Source organism: Tropicibacter sp. Alg240-R139 (genome assembly GCF_900537075.1).
In the GTDB taxonomy this organism is placed as follows: Bacteria; Pseudomonadota; Alphaproteobacteria; order Rhodobacterales; family Rhodobacteraceae; genus Falsiruegeria.
Genome location: NZ_UNRA01000002.1, coordinates 543898 through 563099, shown reverse-complemented (window position 1 = coordinate 563099; position 19202 = coordinate 543898). Strand labels below are relative to the sequence as shown.

The window sequence follows — 19202 nt, the reverse complement described above, 5'->3', positions numbered from 1 at the left end:
TTGGGTCCTTCGGGGGCGAAAAATGCGCCGCTTGGCGCACTTTACATGTCACTTTCGGTGTATTGGGGCGCGTCAACCGCACCCCGCCCGTTCTTATTCGAGCTTTAGTTCGAGGCGACCTGATAGGTCTGCGGAAGGCCCGCATATTCCTCGATCGCACCTTTCAGCCATTCATCATAGACTTCTTGGCTGACCACTTTGACGGTGATCGGCATATAGGCGTGGTCTTTGCCACACAGTTCCGAACACTGACCAAAGTAGATGCCTTCTTTGTCGGCGTTGAACCACAGTTCGGCCAGACGACCGGGAACCGCGTCTTGCTTTACGCCAAAGGCCGGGATGGTCCACGAGTGGATCACGTCGGCACCTGTCACCTGCATCACGATGGTCTTGCCAACGGGCACAACAACGGCGGTGTCGGTGGCCAGCAAGTATTCATCCTGACTGTAACCTGCTTCTTCCAGACCTTCGCGGTCCAACATAAAGCTTTCAAAGCCGAACTCGTGGTCGACATATTCATAACCCCAGTACCACTGATAACCGGTCACCTTGATGGTGATGTCACCTTCGGGAATTTCCTGCTGGTTGAACAGAACCGGCAGGCTGAACGCGCCGATGAAGACCAGAATCAGGATGGGGCCAATTGTCCACAGGATCTCGATCGGGGTGTTGTGGGTGAACGACGACGGGTTCGGGTTGGACCGGCGGTTGAAGCGCAGGATCACGTAAAGGATCAGACCGGCAACAAACAAGCAGATCACTGTGATGATGATCAGAAGCAGGTTGTCCAACCAGTGCAATTCGGAGGCCAGACCAGTTGCCGCAGGCTGAAAGCCCATGGCGCCGTCGACGGGCTTGCCGATGATTTCCAGATCTTGCGCCGCGGCGGGCAGGCTGAGAAGTGTGGCAAACAGCCCCGTAAGCGTGAAAAGGTTTTTCATTTCGTGTCCTGATCGTTTGATCTTTTTGTCTCTGACGGGGCACGGTGAATCAAAACGCACCGCTCCCATTGTCTTTGTCGACGCTAAAAATCATATTCCGGGTGGCAGATAAAGCAAAATGCTTGCGTCAAACAGACGCTATTTTTGATCTGGATCAAATGAACGAGGCCCCGCGCATGTCCCAAGACACCTTTCGCCCTTTTGAAACCGTTCTTCCCATGGATGACGCCCTGTCTGTCCTGCAAGGGGCAACCGATGGGGCCGATGATGGAGAAGTCTTTGTAGAGCGGCGAAAATCCGAATCGCTGGTGTTTGACGATGGGCGGCTGCGGTCAGCGTCTTATGATGCCTCAGAAGGATTCGGCCTGCGCGCCGTCCGGGACGATGTAACCGGCTATGCCCATTCGACCGAGGTTTCGATCCCCGCAATGAAGCGCGCGGCTGAAACCGCGCGTCTTGCCGTGGGCGATGGCGGCGGCACCCTGGCCGAGGCCCCTGCCCGCACCAACACACATTTATATACCGACGCCGACCCGATCGAATCCGCTTCCTTTCCGATCAAGATCGAAACACTGCGCGAGATTGATGCGTTTTCCCGCGATCTGGATTCGCGCGTTGTGCAGGTCTCGGCATCTTTGGCCGCGTCCCTGCAAGAAGTCGAGATTTTACGCCCCGATGGGGTGCATGTGCGCGACGTGCGCCCGATGACCCGCGTGAATGTATCCGTCATCGTGGAACAGAATGGTCGTCGCGAATCCGGCAGCGCCGGGGGCGGTGGACGCGTGGGGTTGGACGGGCTGATCGATCCGGTCGACTGGCAAGCCAAGGCGCGAGAGGCGCTGCGGGTGGCTTTGGTCAACCTCGAGGCTGTGCCTGCCCCTGCGGGCGTGATGGAAGTGGCGCTTGGCCCCGGCTGGCCCGGCATCCTGCTGCACGAGGCCATCGGTCACGGGCTGGAGGGCGATTTTAACCGCAAGGGCAGTTCGGCCTTTGCCGGTTTGATGGGGCAGCAAGTGGCCGCCAAAGGCGTGACCGTGCTGGATGACGGCACCATCCCGGATCGACGCGGATCAATCACCGTGGATGACGAAGGCACGCCATCCAACAAGACAACGCTGATCGAAGATGGCATTCTGGTAGGGTACATGCAGGATCGCCAGAATGCGCGGCTGATGGGGGTCGCGCCCACCGGCAACGGGCGGCGACAAAGCTATGCGCACAAGCCGATGCCGCGCATGACCAACACATATATGTTGGGCGGTCAGGCCGATCCGGCAGATCTGGTGGCGCAGATCAAGGACGGCATCTGGGCCGTGGGTTTTGGCGGCGGCCAGGTCGACATAACCAATGGTAAGTTCGTGTTTTCCTGCACCGAGGCGTACCGCGTTGAAAACGGTGAGATCGGCGCACCCGTCAAGGGCGCGACCCTGATCGGGGATGGGGCGTCAGCTTTGAAACGTATCCGGGGTCTGGGCAACGACATGGCGCTGGACCCTGGCATGGGCAATTGCGGCAAGGACGGTCAATGGGTGCCCGTGGGCGTTGGCCAGCCCACCGTGCTGATGGACGGTTTGACGGTGGGCGGCTCTGCGGCCTGACGCGGGCTCAGGCTGCGCGGGTATCCAGCGTCGGTGCTGGCATCAAAAACTCGCTGCGCGCGGTGTCCCAGGTCAATCGGCCCTCGCAGTACCACCGCGCCAGCACATCTTTTGGCATACGTCGCAGCGGCATCAATGAAATCGTATTTCTGCAGCAGTTCATACGCGATCCGCAAATATTTGGCACGCCTGAACTGCGTGTTGTCGATGCGATTCTCTTTGAACGCTGGGTGAGTTCGGAACCGACGGCTGAGTCATGTGTCGTTCTTTTGAACATGTGGCCGTCGGCGACTGTCCAATCCAGGTCATAGATACCTTTGAGTTGTTCGATCTTCTCTAGCGTTTCACCCGATAAAAGGTGGTTTTCCCTTGAAGCTGTGCAGCGCCATGCCTTCGATCATGTCACCAAGGGACATATCAAGGTGTTCCGCGAGCGCCTTGAGGGTTTTCAATAACCGTTTTTCGATGCGTATGCCGGTTTGAATGCGTTCCTATTTTTGAGTCATAATGTTACGTAAGAACATGGATAACATGTGGCGATACCTGAATGCGGTAACCGTTTCATCTTTGTGATTCGTGCGGAAAGGTCGCGGCTATGGTGTTCCCTTTAGGAATGTGGAACGCGGCACTATGTTTTTCCTTTATTTTCAATTGGAAGCGGTAATTTCTTGGAAAACGCCCCGAAGAAACGGGAAAAATTTTAGTCGATTCACCGCGCGTTAACCTCCTCACCTGTAAACCTTGAATTGCAACAAGGCGGAGCACCGGATGACCGAGGAACAGCATTCTTCCAATCACCCCCCACTCCCACCCACCACGGAAGAGGATCGGTTTTCGTGGCTCCGTCTTTTGCGCTCGCGACGGGTCGGGCCGACAACGTTTCGGCGACTTATTAGCGAACATGGCACAGCGCAGAACGCGCTTGCCGCGTTGCCCGAAGTGGCACGCGCAGCCGGTGAACAGGACTATGAAATCTGTCCAACCGGTGTCATTGACGCAGAGCTCAAGGCCGCAAAGGCCGCCAAAGCGCGGCTTTTGTGCCTGGGCGATGCTCTCTATCCTGCATTCCTTGCCGAAATCTCAGACGCACCGCCGCTATTGTGGGCGATTGGTGACACTTCGTTGCTGAACCATTCGATGATCGCGATGGTCGGCGCGCGCAATTGCAGTTCTTTGGGCGCGCGTATGGCCCGCGCGCTGGCCCACGACCTGGGCGCCAAAGACAATGTCGTTGTCTCGGGCCTGGCGCGTGGGATTGATACGGCAGCGCATCTGGCCTCGCTCAAGACCGGGACAGTTGCTGTGATGGCGGGTGGTGTGGATGTGATCTATCCAGCCGAGAACTCGGAGCTGGCCAATAATATTGCCCACCAAGGCCTGCGTGTTTCCGAGCAACCGATGGGCATGCGCCCGATAGCTCGTCATTTTCCGCGCCGCAACCGCATCATTTCCGGCATGTCGCAGGCCGTTGTTGTGGTCGAGGCCGCTGCCAAATCCGGCAGCCTGATCACCGCACGTGATGCCCTGGATCAAGGGCGTGAGGTTCTGGCAGTGCCCGGTCACCCCTTTGATGCGCGCGCGGCGGGCTGCAACATGTTGATCCGAGACGGGGCGCAATTGGTACGCAACGCAGATGATGTGATCGCGGCTCTGCCGATACGCGAACCTGAACAATCGCAGCTCGATCTGGATCAAGCCCTGCACGAGACCCCACGCCCGACACCCAAGCGTACGTTGCAGGAAACCGCAAAACTTCACACTCAGATACTGAACCGGCTGGGACCTTCACCCGTGGCCGAAGATCAGTTGATCCGCGATTTGCAGATCTCGGCTGGCGACGTCGGCCCTGCGCTTGTCGATCTGGAACTGGATGGCAAGATCAACCGGCAGGCGGGCGGATTGCTGTCATTAGCGCATTGATACTTAAAGGCCCTGACAGACCTCAGGCGTCACAGGGCGCCAGACCGCACAGAGTTCGGACACGGCCCACCAGACGTCCGTGGCGCCCATCGACCAGTGCACCGCCACCCAGACCTTGCCAGATTTTTGATAAAGTACGTGGAACCGCAGACCGTCCAACTCTTCGTATGACAGTGACCCCCTGCGATAAGCTGGAGTAGAAAACACATCAATCGCAGCCCCACCCGGCCTTTGCGGCGACAACGATCCATAGGCGACATCCCCATCTACTCGCAGATCATTGACCACAAATTGCACCGGTGCACCCAGGTGCCATTCCACATGGGGGCGCACGGCGCTCATCAAGTCCGACCGAGCCTGACTGCCGCGGGCCGGTTCCTCCCAGCCGTGTGCGGGGGCGGCAAAACCCGCCGCAATCACAAGTGCCCAAGCCAAACGCATTCGTGCCTCCTGTGCCAAAAACGCTTCGTCAATCCTGCGCTGAAATCGCACGGATTGACAATCGGCCCTTGCACCCCACATCTTGCCCGGCCATAGAACGCGCCGTGTCCGTTGAATGAGGTTTTCATCTAAATGCCCGTAGTTGTTGTAGAATCGCCAGCCAAGGCCAAAACAATCAACAAGTATCTTGGCTCCAACTACACGGTTTTGGCCTCATACGGCCATGTCCGCGATTTGCCACCCAAGGATGGTTCGGTCGATACCGACAACGAATTTGACATGAAATGGGAGGTCGGAAACGACAGCCGAAAACATGTCAAAGCCATCGCGGATGCGCTGAAAGAAGACAACGAACTGATCCTCGCAACCGACCCCGACCGCGAGGGAGAAGCGATCAGCTGGCACCTGCAAGAGGCGCTGACCAAGCGCCGCTCGATCAAAAAGGACACGCCTGTCAGCCGCGTGGTGTTCAACGCGATCACCAAATCCGCCGTGACCGAGGCGATGCAGAACCCGCGCGAAGTCGACATGCCGCTGGTCGAGGCCTATCTGGCCCGGCGCGCGCTGGATTATCTGGTGGGGTTCAACCTGTCGCCCGTGTTGTGGCGCAAACTGCCCGGCGCGAAATCGGCAGGTCGGGTACAATCGGTCTGTCTGCGTCTGATCGTCGAACGCGAGATGGAGATCGAGGCCTTCAAACCGGTGGAATACTGGTCGGTCAAGGCAGTATTCGATACGCCGCGCGGTCAGACGTATGAGGCGCGGTTGGTCAAACTGGCGGGCAATAAGCTCGACAAGATGGACCTGACCAACGCCACGCAAGCCGAGCTGGCGGTGCAGGCGATCACGTCGCGTGCTTTGAGCGTGCAATCGGTTGAGGCAAAGCCTGCAAACCGCAACCCGTCTGCCCCGTTCATGACCTCAACCTTGCAGCAAGAGGCCAGCCGCAAGTTCGGCATGGGTGCGCGCCAGACCATGAGCACGGCGCAGCGTCTGTATGAGGCGGGCTACATTACTTATATGCGGACCGACGGCATCGACATGGCACCCGAGGCGGTGACAGCCGCGCGCGATGCGATTGCGGATCGATACGGCGCGGAATACGTGCCCGACAGCCCGCGCATGTACAAGAACAAGGCCAAAAACGCGCAAGAGGCACACGAGTGTATCCGCCCAACGGATATGACAAAGGATGCCTCTCAGCTAAAAATCGAAGACGATCAGCGCAAGCTTTATGACCTAATCTGGAAACGCACGCTGGCCTGTCAGATGGCAGCGGCACGGTTGGAACGTACCACGGTTGAAGTGGGCAGCGATGATGGTCAGGTTGGCCTGCGCGCCACTGGTCAGGTCGTGCTGTTTGACGGTTTCATGCGCGTCTATGAAGAAGGTCGCGATGACGTTGGGGACGAAGTCGACAAGCGATTGCCTCAGATCATGCAGGGTGAACCGGCAATCTTTGCCAAGACCTCGCTGGCGGATCAGTTCGCCAAGGCGAGCGGTGAAGTGCAGGTGACCGAAGGAGCCAAGATCGCAAAAGAGGCGATCCTGGCCGAAAACGAATCCGTGCTGGCCTTGCAGCACCACACGCAGCCCCCGCCCCGTTACACCGAGGCGACTCTGGTAAAGCGGATGGAAGAGCTGGGCATCGGACGTCCGTCGACCTATGCATCCATCGTGACCACGATTCAGGACCGCGAATATGTCCGCAAGGACAAGAACCGCCTGATCCCCGAGGAAAAAGGCCGGATCGTCACGATCTTTTTGCTGAACTTCTTCCGCCAGTATGTCGGGTATGAGTTCACCGCGAACCTGGAAAACCAGTTGGATCATATCAGCGCGGGTGACGGGGACTATAAAGAGCTGTTGGCCAAATTCTGGCGCGATTTCTCGGCCGCGATCGGAGAAACGTCTGAATTGCGCATCTCTGAAGTGCTCGACAAGTTGGACGAGGCGCTGGCGCCGCAGCTGTATCCGCCGCGTGAAGATGGGAGCGACCCGCGTATCTGTCCCAAGTGTGGAACCGGTCAGTTGCATCTGAAAACCTCGCGCACCGGCGGGTTTGTCGGGTGTGGCAACTATCCCGAATGCCGCTACACCCGCCCGATCGCTGGTGAGGGTGCCGAGGGGGATGAACGCCTACTGGGCGAAGACGCGGGGGACGAGATCTGGCTTAAGGCGGGTCGCTTTGGTCCTTATGTTCAGCGTGGTGAACCTACTGAAGAGGTCAAGAAGCCGCCGCGCGCGTCCTTGCCGCGTGGGTGGTCCAAAGATGATCTGGATCTGGAAAAGGCGCTGGTTCTGCTGAGTCTGCCACGTCAGATCGGCGAACACCCCGAAGGCGGCATGATCAGTTCGAACTTTGGCCGGTTCGGCCCTTATATCATGCACCAGCTGCCGGATGAGGCGAAGCCGGTTTATGCCAACGTCAAAGACCCCAACGATGTGTTCGAGATCGGCATGAACCACGCCGTCGAGCTGCTGACCGAAAAACGCAACAACCCGCGTGGGCGCGGGCGGGCTGCGGCCAAGCCGCTTAAGGAACTGGGCGATCACCCCGATGGCGGCGCGATGAGCGTGCTGGACGGGCGCTATGGGGCCTATGTGAAATGGGAAAAGGTCAATGCGACCCTGCCCAAGGACGTCAAGCCCGAGGATGTGACTGTCGAGATGGCCGTTGAACTGGTCAACGAAAAGGCGGCCAAGAAGGGTACCAAAAAGAAAGCGGCGCCCAAGAAGAAACCCGCCGCCAAAATGACAACGACCAAAAAGACTGCGGCCAAGAAACCGGCAGCGAAGAAAGCAGCTGAAAGCTAATGACCTTTCCTGGCCGGGCCATCAGGTCCAGCCAAGGGATTAGGTAGAAATACCAGCGCGCCCCGCGCTTTGTTGACTTCACCGTGACGCGGCGGCACAACGCCTCTGATCACCAAGTCATTGGGGGAGTTTTCCATGAAGAAAGTTTACGCCAACGCCGCCGAGGCGCTCGACGGGCTGCTGCACGACGGCATGTTCATCGCCGCCGGTGGGTTCGGTCTGTGCGGCATTCCCGAGCTGCTGCTCGACGCCATCAAAGAAGCAGGCACCAAGGATCTGACATTTGCGTCCAACAACGCAGGCGTCGATGATTTCGGCATCGGCATCCTGTTGCAGACCAAACAGGTCAAGAAAATGATCAGCTCATACGTGGGCGAGAACGCCGAGTTCATGCGCCAGTATCTGTCGGGCGAGCTGGAGCTGGAGTTCAACCCCCAAGGCACCCTGGCCGAGCGTATGCGCGCCGGTGGTGCGGGTATCCCTGGCTTCTTTACCAAGACTGGCGTGGGCACCGTGATCGCCGACGGCAAGATGGAAAAGCAGTTCCCCACCGGCCCTGACGGCGCGATGGAAGACTACATCATGGAAGAAGGCATGTTTGCGGATCTCGCCATCGTAAAGGCGTGGAAAGCGGACGAGACCGGCAACCTGGTGTTCCGCAAGACCGCGCGCAACTTCAACGCGCCGGCCGCCACCTGCGGCAAAGTCTGTGTTGTCGAGGTCGAAGAAATCGTGCCCACCGGCTCGCTGGACCCGGATTCGATCCACTTGCCCGGCATCTATGTGCATCGCATCATCCAAGGGCAGCACGAGAAACGCATCGAACAGCGCACCACGCGCCCGGCAGCATAAGGAGACCGCATCATGGCATGGGACCGTAATCAAATGGCCGCCCGCGCGGCACAAGAGCTGCAAGACGGCTGGTACGTGAACCTTGGCATCGGCATTCCGACGCTGGTGTCCAACTACATCCCCGAGGGTGTCGAAGTGACCCTGCAGTCGGAAAACGGCATGCTGGGCATGGGCCCCTTCCCGGTTGAGGGGGACGAAGACGCTGACCTGATCAACGCAGGCAAGCAGACCATCACCGAACTGCCGCAGACCGCGTATTTCGACAGTGCGCAAAGCTTTGCGATGATCCGTGGCGGAAAGATCGCCATGGCGATCCTGGGCGCGATGGAGGTTGCCGAAAACGGCGACCTGGCGAACTGGATGATCCCCGGCAAGCTGGTCAAGGGGATGGGCGGCGCGATGGACCTGGTGGCCGGTGTTGGCCGCGTGGTTGTCGTCATGGACCACACCAACAAGCACGGCGACAGCAAGGTGCTGAAAGAATGTACTCTGCCGCTGACCGGCAAATCGGTTGTGGACCGCATCATCACCAACCTGGGCGTTCTGGACGTGGTCGAGGGTGGCTTGAAGATCGTGGAAACCGCCGACGGTGTCACCGAAGAGGACCTGCGCGCGGCGACTCAGGCCACGATCGTGGATTGATCAGCGTTGACGCTTGAATAGAAAGGTCCGCCGACAACGGCGGGCCTTTTTTAGTTCATGCCCGTGAACACACAGCCATCCGAGATCAACTGAGGCGGGGTGGCGCAAAGCCCGCGCGCAACTTGAAAGGCCGCCAGCACTTTGGGCACGTAGTCGCGCGTTTCAGGATAGGGCGGCACACCCTGATGCTGCTTAACTGACCCCTCGCCCGCATTGTAGCCCGCCAGCACCATGATCGGGTCATGGCCGAATTCCCCCATCAGCCAGTCCAGATACTTGACCCCACCTGCGATGTTCTCGTCAGGCTCCAGACTGTCGCTGACACCAAAGCGGGCAGCAGTTGCAGGCATCAGTTGCATCAAACCCTGCGCCCCTGCCCCGCTGACCGCATCCGATTTGCCCGCCGATTCAACAGCAATCACAGCCAGCACCAACGCCGGTGACACGTCTGTTCCCACTGTAGAGCGCAGAATCGGGATGCCACGTTCCTTTGCGATGTCCTGCATGAACTGCAGCCGTGGGACCGATACGCCACCAGTAGCAGCCAACGTGTGCATTGCCTCTTCCAAGCGACCGGGGCCTGATTTGTTCAGATCAGGGGAAACCTTGTCCCAGAACCACGCATATGTCCCGGGTGCATCAGGTGTAGCCTGCGAGTCAGGAGTCTCTCCGACCGGTTTCGCTTTTGTCGGGCGCACCTGCTGCGTCGGGTCGATTTGAACTGTGATCTTTGGGCGGCTGCCCTTTGGCGGAGCTTTGAGTCGTTTGGCCTGAAATTCAGGAAACGGTGTCGGCGATTGCGCGACTCCGACGCCAGGAATCGCCAAAAACAGCGCGCTTACGCCCAATAGGATTATTCTGAGGTTCATTCTGCTCGCCTCATTGATATGTTTTTTTGTTTTTTCTTCCCGATAAGGCGCTCAAAAGCCAGAAAAACCCGCCGAAATAGGGCGATTTCGCCCCATTTGGCACCATTTTGCACCGCCGTATAGGTTGAATAGAATAAATCAAAAGTTTTTTTCCGTTAAAGTTCAGATAGTTACCGCGATTCTGAGCAAAAAGTTAAATTCGGGCAGGAATTTTCTGGTTTTGGCCCAAATCCTGCCACGCGGTACAGGCAAATATACATTCATACCACGGCGGACACGGGCCAACGAGAGAGAGCAGGTTCGAAGGTCGCCGAGGGTGAGACAACCAAATCCAAGTGATCCTTTAGGAGGGACATACCATGATCAAGTTCATCAAAAATTTCCGCAAAGACGAAAACGGCGCCGTAACTGTTGACTGGGTCGTTCTGACCGCAGCTGTTGTTGCACTGGCTGGCGTTGCTTATCAGGGCATCAACAGCGGTACTGGCGCCCTGTCGACCGACGTCAACAACGCCCTGACCAACTCGACCGTGGCAACTGCTGTTGGCGGCGAGTAATATTTCGGCCTAGAGCCAAAAGTTTTCGAAGGGCCGCGTCTTGATCAAGGCGCGGCCTTTTGTTCCTCATACAGCTGCCCAGAGAGGAATTGTCATGTGGGAAAAAGTAAAGAATATCTTCAGGGATGAAGATGGCGCGGTTACTGTCGACTGGGTTGTGTTATGCGCCGCAGTCGTCGGATTGGCAGGGGCAACGATCGCCTCGCTTCACGGGCCTACCGGGGATGTATCCTCGGCGCTGAACAGTTCACTCAGCAGCTCGACCGTAGCAGTCCCCGTTGGTGGCGAATAAACCTTCGACTTCTCAAAAAACGGCTTCGATTGGTTCCTAAGTTCCTGGAGCCGCAAGCCCGATCGCAGCCAGAAGGCTGCTTTCGGCATGTCAGGCCAGCCTGATACCAAGACATTTTACCCCGTCACAGTTGTTACAAAACCTAAACAACAAACACCGAAATGGCCCTCATTGTCCCTCTTTGTGACACAATTGGCCAATAGCTTTGAGCATGGGTGTTTGCGTCGAGGGGGGTCTACCTCGAAGTCGCGAATAATATATCAAGTAGAGGTACAATCATGCGTGCAGTGTTTGGATTGGTGTTAATCGTGGGCGTCGCCCTGGCAGGCGGTGCCGTGATGATGGCACAGAAGTACATCACCGCTCATAAAACTGAGCTGGCAAGAGAACGTCAGGCACGACAAGCGGTTGTCCCAACTCAGGATGTCTTTGTTGCCACACGTGCGTTGCGGTACGGCGAGCGACTGGATCAGGATGATGTCCGTGTGGTGAAATGGCCCACAAGTGCCATGCCAGAGGGCTCTTTTTCAGAAATGAAAGTGCTGTTCCCTGAGAACACCGAAGACAACCGGTTCGTTTTACGCGCGATGGAAAAGGATGAGGCCATCATGGCCGTCAAGGTCACCGCCCCTGGCGAAGATGCAGGCCTGACATCGCAGTTGCAGCGCGGCATGCGTGCCTTTGCGATCCGCGTTGACGTGTCCTCGGGCGTATCCGGCTTTCTGCGGCCCGGTGACCGCGTCGACGTCTATTGGACGGGCAGTATCGGCGACACAGTCGAAGGAGCCCGGGGTGAGGTCACGCGCCTGATTCAGGCTGGCATCAACCTGATCGCCGTCGACCAGATCGCAGGCGGCGACCTGACTGGCGCCACCATCGCCCGCACCGTCACCGTTTCAGCCCGACCCGAGCAGGTCGCGGCGCTGGCGCAAGCACAGACCACAGGGCGTTTGTCACTGTCGCTGGTAGGCGCCGAAGACGACACCATCGCCTCGGCCATCGAAGTGAACCAGCGCTCGCTGCTGGGATTGGGCGAGCTCGAAGCAGCACCACAACAGGCAGAAGAGAAGGTTTGCACCATTCGAACCCGTCGTGGCGCCGAAGTTATGGAAATCCCGATCCCCTGCACAAACTGACGCAAAATCAGCTAGTTACTGAAAGAGGTCAGCGCATTTCGCGCAGACCTCTTTTGTGTTGTTGCTTGGACCACACATAAGAAACACGCCGGAAACCATTGATTCTTGCAAAAAAAATGGAACTGGCGCACAGTGTCCCAAAGAACGGGCAACAAGACCCGAATTTGAGGCGTGATCGGAGAGGCAGGTCACATGAAGACTGATGGATGGATCAAAGCAGCCCTGCTGGGGCTGTCGCTGACGTGTACCCCGATCATTGGATCCGTGGCGCAGGCAGAAAACCTGCGCGTTGTTAAAAAAGGCACCGCAGCAACGCTGGATGTGCCGATGAACCGCGCGGTGGTTGTCGAAAGCGATGAACCCTTTGCGGAACTCAGTATCGCCAACCCCGGTATCGCTGACATTTCGTCCTTGTCGGATCGCACGATCTATGTCCTGGGCAAATCACCCGGTCTGACAACCCTGACCCTTTTGGATGCCACTGGTCGCCTGATCACCAACGTGAACGTGCGCGTGGCAGCTGATGTAACCGAATTCAAAGAGCGTCTGGGACAGATCCTGCCGGGCGAAAAGATCGAAGTGCGCACTGCAAACGACGGCATCGTGCTGTCTGGCACGGTCTCCAGCGCGCAACGCCTTCAACGGGCCCTGGATCTGGCCGAACGCTATGCGCCCGAACGTGTGTCGAACCTGATGAGTGTCGGCGGTGTTCAGCAGGTCATGCTCAAAGTTCGTTTTGCTGAAATGCAGAGATCAGTGTCGAAATCACTGAGCGCCTCGCTTGGGTTCAGCGGCGGTGACGCCACGGGTGGTATCAACACCTTGAACAACCAGCCCAACCTAACGGGCGCGTTGAACGGCAACATCCCCGCCTCTAACCAAAACACTGGAGCAATCCTGTTCGGATTCAGCGCCGGTGCGACACAGATTCGCTTGCTGATCGAAGCGTTGGAACGCAAAGGCGTGGTTCGCACGTTGGCGGAACCCAACTTGTCCGCGCTGTCGGGCCAAGAAGCCAAGTTCCTGGCCGGTGGCGAATATCCGATCCCGGTGGCGCAGCGTGACGGCCTATTTTCCGTTGAATACAAACCTTTTGGCATCGAGCTGAGTTTTATCCCGCGCGTTTTGGACGGTGATCTGATCAATTTGGAACTGCTAGCGGCCGTGTCGTCGCTGGACCCCAACAACAGCGTTGTTGTGAACGGGTTCAATATCGCGGCGTTTGCCCGCCGAGAAACATCGACCACAGTGGAATTGCGCGATGGCGAAAGTTTTGCAATTGCCGGTCTGATCGAAGACGAATTCCTGGACGCCAACTCGCAATTGCCCTGGATCGGTGACGTTCCGGTGTTGGGTGCATTGTTCCGCAGCGCAAATTACCAACGCAGCCAAACCGAGCTGGTGATCATCATAACTGCGCATCTGGTCACCCCCACCCGAGGCGAGGCGCTGGCCCTGCCGACAGATCGGGTGAAACCGCCAAGCGAAAACGGCCTGTTCCTGTATGGTCAGGTATCAAGCACAGATCGTGCAGGCGGCGGGGCGGCCTCGGAAGTGGCCAAGCAGGATTTCAGCGGCTCGTATGGCTACGTGCTGGACTAAACAAGGGATGGGTCCGATGCATAAATGGGTTGTCTCACTGGGTTTGATGGTTGCCGTCGCAGCCTGTGGTCGCGAAGCCGGGTATGAGGTTGATTCTGGTACGTTCGGCAACGCCACACTGAACAATACGCAGATGCAGAACGGCGAACGCAATTTCGCCCAGACCCTGGCAGACAGATTCGCCCGCGAAGTCCCCACGCAAATCAACTTTGCCTTCGACAGTGCAGCTCTGGATGACACAGCCCGTCAAACCTTGCTTAAGCAAGCCAGTTTCATCAGCCAATTCCCTGAGGTGAAATTCCGGGTTTATGGCCACACCGACGCCGTCGGTTCGGCCGCGTATAACAAACGTCTGGGATTGCGGCGCGCTCAGGCCGTTGTCGCCTTTTTTGCCGGGCAAGGCATCAAGCGTTCGCGGCTAGAAGCTTTGGCCTCGTTTGGTGAGACTAAACCTTTGGTGAACACGGTCGATCGGGATCGCCGCAATCGCCGCACTGTGACCGAAGTATCGGGTTTTGTCGGCCGCCATCCCACTGTTTTGGATGGAAAATATGCGCAAATCATTTATCGCGATTACGTCAAGAGCGCCGAGGCACCGAGCAAGGTGACCACCACCAGCAGCGCAGGTGGCTTTACCGAATAACAATCCCGGTGATTTGGGCGGTATCGTCGCCCAATTCCCTACAATTGGTTTGTTTCGGCCCAAATCTCGCCCAACTTCACAGCGACATTGCTTCCAATAGGTGACGTGCGACCGATTTCAGGCTGCGCGACGGTATCTGAACCGAGCTGGGCAAGCTCGTACCAGATGCCCCCGTAAAGAGGATGAAGGCAATGAGCAGTGTAGCGCCACAAGCAGAAAATAGCCCGATCCTGGCCTGTACGGTCAGCAGGGACGTGCAGAATTTCGATCTGCTGATCGAAGACATGGAAACTGCGCTTGGTGAAAGTTGGGGGGACCTGGGGTTTGCCGAGGCGCTGGCCTTTTTCGGGCAACCTGAAGCGGAATCGCTGGAGTTCATCGCGTTGGCCATTGATGGTGACGACGAGGACAATCTGGTTCTGATGGGCGAAATCATCGCCCAGGCCAAATCCCGAGACGTAAAGGTCATTCTGATTGCCGAGGATGTGACCCCAGCGTCGTTGCACCAGTTGCTGCGTAAGGGTGCGGATGAATTTGTCCCCTACCCTTTACCTGAACACGAATTGCAGTCGGCCATCGAACGGCTGAGTTCGCCCGAACCCGAGGTGAACCAGTCCCAACACAACACAGCGCAGCTGAAATCCGGTAGCTCGAAAGAAGGAGCGCTGATTGTTGTTCAGGGATTGGCCGGTGGCAGCGGGGCCACGACCCTGGCTGTGAACCTGGCGTGGGAACTGGCGAATGTTGACAAAAACGAAGCGCCCAGTGTCTGCCTTTTGGACCTGGACCTTCAATACGGGTCGATTTCTACATATTTGGATCTGCCACGTCGCGAAGCCGTGTTTGAAATGCTGTCGGACACCGACAGCATGGATGAAGAGGTCTTTGGCCAGGCCCTGCTGAGCTTTGAAGACAAGCTGCAAGTTTTGACCGCACCTGCGGACATGGTTCCATTGGACATCATCGCGCCCGAAGACATCGAGCGCGTGATCGAAATGGCGCGCGCGCATTTTGACTATGTCATCGTCGATATGCCCAAGACATTGGTCCAATGGTCCGAGACGGTCTTGCAGGCCGCCCATGTCTATTTCGCATTGATCGAGCTGGATATGCGGTCAGCCCAAAACGCCCTGCGCATGAAACGGGCCCTGCAATCTGAGGATCTGCCGTTCAACAAGCTGCGTTTTGCCCTGAACCGAGCGCCCAAGTTCACCGACCTGAGCGGAAAGAGCCGAGTCAAGCGGATGGGTGAATCCTTGGGCATTTCCATCGACCTGCAACTGCCAGATGGGGGCAAGCAGGTTACGCAAGGCGCTGATCACGGCCTGCCATTAGCCTCATCCGCGGCCAAAAACCCGCTGCGCAAGGAAATCGCCAAGCTGGCGCAATCCCTGCATGACTTAGGTCGCAGCGATGCTGAAGCCGCGTAAACGATTAAAATTGGGGGACCGAGATGTTTTCGAGATACAAAAAAAATGACAAGGCAGAGCTAGTTCAGCCGACCAAGCCTGTCAAAAAAGTCGAAACTGCCTCAAGTGCGCCCCAACCTAAGGCGACTCCGGCGTCCCTGCGCAAGCCTACGGGAAGCAAGGCAGCCGAAGCCAAACCAGTCGAAAAGGACCGCAAACGCAAAGAGCGTATGGGCGAGATCAAGATCGAGCTGCACCGTGAATTGCTGGAAAACCTGAACCTCGCCGCGCTTGAACATGCCTCTGAGACGGAACTGCGCGGGGAAATCAGCACGATTACAAGCGAGATCCTGGAAACCAAGGGCATTGTGTTGAACCGCGAGGATCGCACGACGTTGAACAAGGACCTCTATGACGAGGTCACCGGCCTGGGCCCGCTCGAAACCCTTCTGCAGGACGAAACGGTCAACGATATTTTGGTTAACGGCCCGCAACAGGTGTTTGTGGAACGCGCAGGCAAGCTGCAACTCAGCGATGTCACCTTTAAAGACGAAAAGCACCTGCTTCGGATCATCGACAAGATCGTGTCGGCCGTGGGTCGCCGCGTTGATGAATCCAATCCTTACGTTGACGCCCGTCTGGCTGATGGGTCGCGTTTCAACGCGATGGTTCCGCCGGTTGCTGTAGATGGCTCGCTGGTGTCCATTCGTAAGTTCAAAAAAGACAAACTGGGCATTGATGACCTGGTCAATTTTGGCGCTTTTACAGAAGAAATGGCCGCCTACCTTCAGGCTGCGGTTTCGACCCGTTTGAATGTCATCGTGTCAGGCGGTACTGGTTCGGGTAAGACCACCACGCTGAACGCGCTGAGCTCGTTCATCGACAACGACGAACGCATACTGACGATCGAAGATACGGCGGAACTCCAACTACAGCAAATCCATGTCGGTCGGATGGAAAGCCGCCCGCCCAACGTCGAAGGCAAAGGCGAGGTTTCCCCGCGCGACTGTCTGAAAAACGCCCTGCGGATGCGCCCAGACCGCATTATCGTGGGCGAGACGCGCGGCGAGGAGGTGATCGACATGTTGCAGGCCATGAACACCGGCCACGACGGTTCGATGACAACGATCCACGCGAACTCTGCGCGCGATGGCGTCAGCCGACTGGAAAACATGATCGCCATGGCGGGAATCGAGATGCCGATCAAGGCCGTACGCTCGCAGATTTCGTCAGCTGTGAACCTGATTGTACAGGCCAGCCGCCTGCAAGATGGCTCGCGCCGCATGACCTCGATCACCGAGATCACCGGCATGGAAGGCGACGTGATTTCGATGCAGGAAATTTTTCGCTACCAGCGCGTTGGCCTGACACCAGACAACAAGATCATCGGCCATTTCACGGCAACTGGCGTACGTAGCCACTTTTCCGAGCGGTTTCGGATGTGGGGGTATGACCTGCCCGCGTCCATCTATGAACCGACGAACATGTAAGGGGACATGCCATGCAACTGAGTGCAGAACCGATCATCTATGGCTTGATCTTCATCGGCGTCCTCGCCCTTGTCGAAGGCATCTATCTGGTGGCGTTTGGAAAATCGATCAGCCTGAACAGCCGGGTGAACCGCCGGTTGGAGATGCTGGACAAGGGTGCGGGCCGCGAACAGGTCCTGGAACAGCTGCGCAAGGAAATGCAGCAGCACATGAAATCGACGTCTATCCCGCTCTATTCGCTGCTAGCGGAAAAGGCACAGAAGGCGGCGATTGCATTCACCCCACGACAACTGATGTTGATCATGGCTGGCCTGGCGGGCATCGCCTTTGTCGGGTTGAGCATCGGCACAGAAACCGAAGTACCCCTGCGGGCCGGTGCCTCAGTTCTGATCGGTGTCGGGGCGGTCTACTTCTGGGTCAACGGCAAAGCCAAAAAACGGATGTCCATGATCGAAGAGCAGCTGCCGGATGCCGTCGAATTGATGGTGCGTTCGCTGCGGGTGGGTCATCCCTTTGTGTCTGCTATTCAAATTGTTGCCAAGGAATCCGAGGATCCAATCGCAACAGAATTTGGCATCATCGCGGATGAGAGCGCCTATGGCCGCGAAATCGGCGAGGCGCTGAAAGAAATGGCCGAGCGTCTGGACATGCAGGACTTGCGCTTTTTGTCCGTAGCCGTAACCATCCAACAGCAATCGGGTGGTAATCTGGCCGAAGTTCTGGCCGGTTTGGCCAAGGTGATCCGGGCGCGTTTCCGCCTGTTCCGCAGGGTAAAAGCCATCACCGCCGAGGCGCAGTGGTCGGGCAAATTCCTGTCGGCCTTCCCGTTGATCGCACTGGGTGTGATCCTGGTTAACGACCCCGCTTATTATGATGGTGTGATGGACCACGAATATTTCATTCCTGCCTGTTTCATCGTGGGTATTTTGCTGTCGATCAATCTGTTCGTCATGCGCACACTTACAAACATCAAAGTCTGAAGGAGGGAGCGCAATGGAGTTCCTGACGCAAATCAACGACTTTCTGACCGAGCACCTGGGCGAGTTTGGCCCCCTGATCGCGGTCGGTATTCTGGGCCTGTTCATGATCCTTCTGACGGTTCCCATGATGCTGAGTCAGCCTGAGGATCCGCTTAAGAAGCTCAAGCGTGACATTGACCCAAAGACCAAGAAGAAGCCCAAAAAAGAGCAGCTTCGCCAGGGCGGCCGCAACGAGCAGCTGGACCGGTTTGCGACCTTTCTGGAACCGCAAGACGCCGAAGAGCTCTCGGCCATGCAGCTCAAATTGCGCCAGGCTGGGTATCAGTCCAAGGACGCGGTGCGGTTTTTCCACTTTGCCCAGTTTGCACTGGGTATTATCGGTCTTATCTGCGGCGTCGTCTACGTGACCGTCATCGCTGCTGATCAGGAATTTGACAGTCAGGCCATGCTGATCCGTGTGTTGGGTCCGGGCGGCGTTGGCTATTTCCTGCCCCGCTATTGGATCACGCGCCGTGTTGATACCCGCAAGGAAAACATCACCTCCGGTTTCCCAGACTCGCTCGACATGATGCTCGTCTGCGTCGAGGCCGGTCAGTCGCTGGACCAATCCATTGTTCGCGTCGCCAAGGAACTGCGTGCTTCATACCCCGATCTGGCCGACGAATTTGAAATCGTCGCGTATGAGATGAAAGCGGGCAAGGACAAAGACAAGGTTCTGCGCGATATGGGCATCCGCTGCGGTGTTTCGGATGTGGCGTCGTTCGTAACCGTGCTGATCCAATCGGCCACCTTTGGTACATCCATCGCCGAAGCGCTGCGGGTTTATGCGGGGGAAATGCGTGACAAACGCGTGATGCGCGCCGAAGAAGCTGCAAACAAGTTGCCAACCAAAATGACGCTTGCCACAATGATGCTCACAGTTCCGCCGCTGCTGATCATCCTAGTTGGACCATCGGCAAAAGGCATCATGGATCTGGGCAACATGAGCAGCAACTAACAACAAAGGCGCGGGC

General features: G+C 57.3%; 17 protein-coding genes. 14 read left to right on the top strand and 3 right to left on the bottom strand.

The window, feature by feature from the left end:
• Positions 1-104: 104 nt before the first annotated feature.
• A complete protein-coding gene (gene coxB / locus G6R15_RS10325) occupies positions 105-941 on the bottom strand; it encodes a cytochrome c oxidase subunit II (RefSeq protein ID WP_164659774.1) in 837 nt (278 codons plus the stop codon).
• A gap of 176 nt (positions 942-1117) precedes the next feature.
• Between coxB and tldD the strand changes: the two genes are divergently transcribed.
• Positions 1118-2539, top strand: coding sequence for a metalloprotease TldD (tldD, locus tag G6R15_RS10320; protein WP_164660272.1), 1422 nt, complete (start codon positions 1118-1120; stop codon positions 2537-2539).
• A 768-nt stretch (positions 2540-3307) separates the two neighbouring features.
• Positions 3308-4459 carry a DNA-processing protein DprA gene (dprA, locus tag G6R15_RS10315; protein WP_164659773.1) on the top strand — a complete coding sequence of 384 codons (1152 nt, stop codon included), beginning with the start codon at positions 3308-3310 and terminating at the stop codon, positions 4457-4459.
• 3 nt (positions 4460-4462) lie between these two features.
• Here the strand turns inward: dprA and G6R15_RS10310 are convergent, their stop codons facing one another.
• Positions 4463-4900: a hypothetical protein gene (locus G6R15_RS10310; protein WP_164659772.1), complete on the bottom strand. Its 438-nt coding sequence runs from the start codon at positions 4898-4900 to the stop codon at positions 4463-4465.
• Positions 4901-5032: 132 nt separating this feature from the next.
• On the opposite strand from G6R15_RS10310, the gene topA reads away from it, so the two are divergent.
• The 3 genes from topA (at position 5033) to G6R15_RS10295 (ending at position 9211) form a co-directional block, all read left to right on the top strand.
• Positions 5033-7717 (top strand): type I DNA topoisomerase, encoded by a 2685-nt coding sequence (gene topA, locus G6R15_RS10305; protein ID WP_164659771.1) that lies wholly within the window; start codon positions 5033-5035, stop codon positions 7715-7717.
• Positions 7718-7852: 135 nt separating this feature from the next.
• The gene (locus G6R15_RS10300) at positions 7853-8569 is read left to right on the top strand and encodes a CoA transferase subunit A (RefSeq protein ID WP_164659770.1); all 717 of its coding nucleotides are present in this window, start codon (positions 7853-7855) and stop codon (positions 8567-8569) included.
• A 12-nt stretch (positions 8570-8581) separates the two neighbouring features.
• Positions 8582-9211, top strand: a complete 630-nt coding sequence (locus G6R15_RS10295) for a 3-oxoacid CoA-transferase subunit B (protein WP_164659769.1) — start codon at positions 8582-8584, stop codon at positions 9209-9211.
• A 50-nt stretch (positions 9212-9261) separates the two neighbouring features.
• On the opposite strand, the gene G6R15_RS10290 is transcribed toward G6R15_RS10295, so the two are convergent.
• Positions 9262-10080, bottom strand: a complete 819-nt coding sequence (locus G6R15_RS10290) for a lytic transglycosylase domain-containing protein (protein ID WP_164659768.1) — start codon at positions 10078-10080, stop codon at positions 9262-9264.
• 359 nt (positions 10081-10439) lie between these two features.
• Between G6R15_RS10290 and G6R15_RS10285 the strand changes: the two genes are divergently transcribed.
• The 9 genes from G6R15_RS10285 (at position 10440) to G6R15_RS10245 (ending at position 19186) form a co-directional block, all read left to right on the top strand.
• Complete coding sequence (locus G6R15_RS10285; RefSeq protein ID WP_085796554.1) at positions 10440-10637, top strand: hypothetical protein; 198 nt, start codon at positions 10440-10442, stop codon at positions 10635-10637.
• Between the two features lie 94 nt (positions 10638-10731).
• Positions 10732-10929: a hypothetical protein gene (locus G6R15_RS10280; RefSeq protein ID WP_164659767.1), complete on the top strand. Its 198-nt coding sequence runs from the start codon at positions 10732-10734 to the stop codon at positions 10927-10929.
• 278 nt (positions 10930-11207) lie between these two features.
• Complete coding sequence (gene cpaB, locus G6R15_RS10275) at positions 11208-12065, top strand: Flp pilus assembly protein CpaB (protein ID WP_164659766.1); 858 nt, start codon at positions 11208-11210, stop codon at positions 12063-12065.
• Positions 12066-12257: 192 nt separating this feature from the next.
• Positions 12258-13667, top strand: coding sequence for a type II and III secretion system protein family protein (locus tag G6R15_RS10270; RefSeq protein ID WP_164659765.1), 1410 nt, complete (start codon positions 12258-12260; stop codon positions 13665-13667).
• A 16-nt stretch (positions 13668-13683) separates the two neighbouring features.
• Positions 13684-14310 (top strand): OmpA family protein, encoded by a 627-nt coding sequence (locus tag G6R15_RS10265; RefSeq protein ID WP_164659764.1) that lies wholly within the window; start codon positions 13684-13686, stop codon positions 14308-14310.
• Between the two features lie 191 nt (positions 14311-14501).
• On the top strand, positions 14502-15740 hold the full coding sequence (locus tag G6R15_RS10260; protein WP_164659763.1) for an AAA family ATPase: 1239 nt from the start codon (positions 14502-14504) through the stop codon (positions 15738-15740).
• Between the two features lie 23 nt (positions 15741-15763).
• Positions 15764-17209: a CpaF family protein gene (locus tag G6R15_RS10255; RefSeq protein ID WP_164659762.1), complete on the top strand. Its 1446-nt coding sequence runs from the start codon at positions 15764-15766 to the stop codon at positions 17207-17209.
• 11 nt (positions 17210-17220) lie between these two features.
• Positions 17221-18189 carry a type II secretion system F family protein gene (locus G6R15_RS10250; protein ID WP_164659761.1) on the top strand — a complete coding sequence of 323 codons (969 nt, stop codon included), beginning with the start codon at positions 17221-17223 and terminating at the stop codon, positions 18187-18189.
• A 13-nt stretch (positions 18190-18202) separates the two neighbouring features.
• A complete protein-coding gene (locus G6R15_RS10245; RefSeq protein ID WP_164659760.1) occupies positions 18203-19186 on the top strand; it encodes a type II secretion system F family protein in 984 nt (327 codons plus the stop codon).
• Positions 19187-19202 lie beyond the last annotated feature (16 nt).

Excerpts from the sequence above, each read along its gene's own strand:
- G6R15_RS10310 (WP_164659772.1), bottom strand. The coding sequence starts at position 4,900 with ATGCGTTTGGCTTGGGCACTTGTGATTGCGGCGGGTTTTGCCGCCCCC.
- G6R15_RS10265 (WP_164659764.1), top strand. The coding sequence starts at position 13,684 with ATGCATAAATGGGTTGTCTCACTGGGTTTGATGGTTGCCGTCGCAGCC.
- cpaB (WP_164659766.1), top strand. The coding sequence starts at position 11,208 with ATGCGTGCAGTGTTTGGATTGGTGTTAATCGTGGGCGTCGCCCTGGCA.
- G6R15_RS10260 (WP_164659763.1), top strand. The coding sequence starts at position 14,502 with ATGAGCAGTGTAGCGCCACAAGCAGAAAATAGCCCGATCCTGGCCTGT.
- G6R15_RS10285 (WP_085796554.1), top strand. The coding sequence starts at position 10,440 with ATGATCAAGTTCATCAAAAATTTCCGCAAAGACGAAAACGGCGCCGTA.
- G6R15_RS10295 (WP_164659769.1), top strand. The coding sequence starts at position 8,582 with ATGGCATGGGACCGTAATCAAATGGCCGCCCGCGCGGCACAAGAGCTG.
- dprA (WP_164659773.1), top strand. The coding sequence starts at position 3,308 with ATGACCGAGGAACAGCATTCTTCCAATCACCCCCCACTCCCACCCACC.
- G6R15_RS10280 (WP_164659767.1), top strand. The coding sequence starts at position 10,732 with ATGTGGGAAAAAGTAAAGAATATCTTCAGGGATGAAGATGGCGCGGTT.
- G6R15_RS10300 (WP_164659770.1), top strand. The coding sequence starts at position 7,853 with ATGAAGAAAGTTTACGCCAACGCCGCCGAGGCGCTCGACGGGCTGCTG.
- G6R15_RS10245 (WP_164659760.1), top strand. The coding sequence starts at position 18,203 with ATGGAGTTCCTGACGCAAATCAACGACTTTCTGACCGAGCACCTGGGC.
- G6R15_RS10270 (WP_164659765.1), top strand. The coding sequence starts at position 12,258 with ATGAAGACTGATGGATGGATCAAAGCAGCCCTGCTGGGGCTGTCGCTG.
- G6R15_RS10290 (WP_164659768.1), bottom strand. The coding sequence starts at position 10,080 with ATGAACCTCAGAATAATCCTATTGGGCGTAAGCGCGCTGTTTTTGGCG.
- G6R15_RS10255 (WP_164659762.1), top strand. The coding sequence starts at position 15,764 with ATGTTTTCGAGATACAAAAAAAATGACAAGGCAGAGCTAGTTCAGCCG.
- coxB (WP_164659774.1), bottom strand. The coding sequence starts at position 941 with ATGAAAAACCTTTTCACGCTTACGGGGCTGTTTGCCACACTTCTCAGC.
- G6R15_RS10250 (WP_164659761.1), top strand. The coding sequence starts at position 17,221 with ATGCAACTGAGTGCAGAACCGATCATCTATGGCTTGATCTTCATCGGC.
- tldD (WP_164660272.1), top strand. The coding sequence starts at position 1,118 with ATGTCCCAAGACACCTTTCGCCCTTTTGAAACCGTTCTTCCCATGGAT.
- topA (WP_164659771.1), top strand. The coding sequence starts at position 5,033 with ATGCCCGTAGTTGTTGTAGAATCGCCAGCCAAGGCCAAAACAATCAAC.